The 538-nt window shown below is 41.4% G+C and carries 1 protein-coding gene; it reads left to right on the top strand.

Features of this window, described 5'->3' with window-relative positions; translation table 11 throughout:
- Nucleotides 1-171: 171 nt before the first annotated feature.
- A partial coding sequence (locus A3729_RS09180) for a magnesium transporter MgtE N-terminal domain-containing protein (protein ID WP_369820120.1) occupies nucleotides 172-538 on the top strand: 367 nt, incomplete at its 3' end.

A 538-nucleotide genomic window follows, 5' to 3' on the forward strand; every position in this document is an offset into this window, starting at 1 on the left:
AAAAGCAAACTAAGGCTCTGTTTATTGGATTATTCTGACTGTCGAAGTGTCAATTCATGCGCTATACTTAAGCAAACGTTTAAGCTATCTATATAGGTCTAATTGTAATCATCACTTCACCAGGCTTATCTGTTTTATCACTTAGCAGTTAACTAGAGATCAACGTGTTCCATGCCTAGCCAATTTTCAAACAAAAGCGCTAAAGAGAAACTTCATAGTGTAAATGAAGTAATCGAAAGCGGCTCTATCCGGCAAATTGAAAGGGTTGTGAACAAGGGGCTAAACGCAAGTGATATTGCACACCTAATTGAATCCTCTCCACCGCGAGAGCGAGCACTAATATGGCGCTTGCTGAATGACGATTTAAAAGGTGAAGTCCTACAAGATCTCTCTGAAGACATACAGGCGCACTTCCTCAGCAAGTTAAATGCTCAGGAAGTCGTAAACTTCACAGAAGACCTCGATACAGATGATCTCGCCGACATACTTCAGCAGCTACCTGACAATGTATCAGCTGAAGTCCTTGAGTCAATGGACA

The sequence above is a fragment of the Oleiphilus sp. HI0043 genome (genome assembly GCF_001634935.1).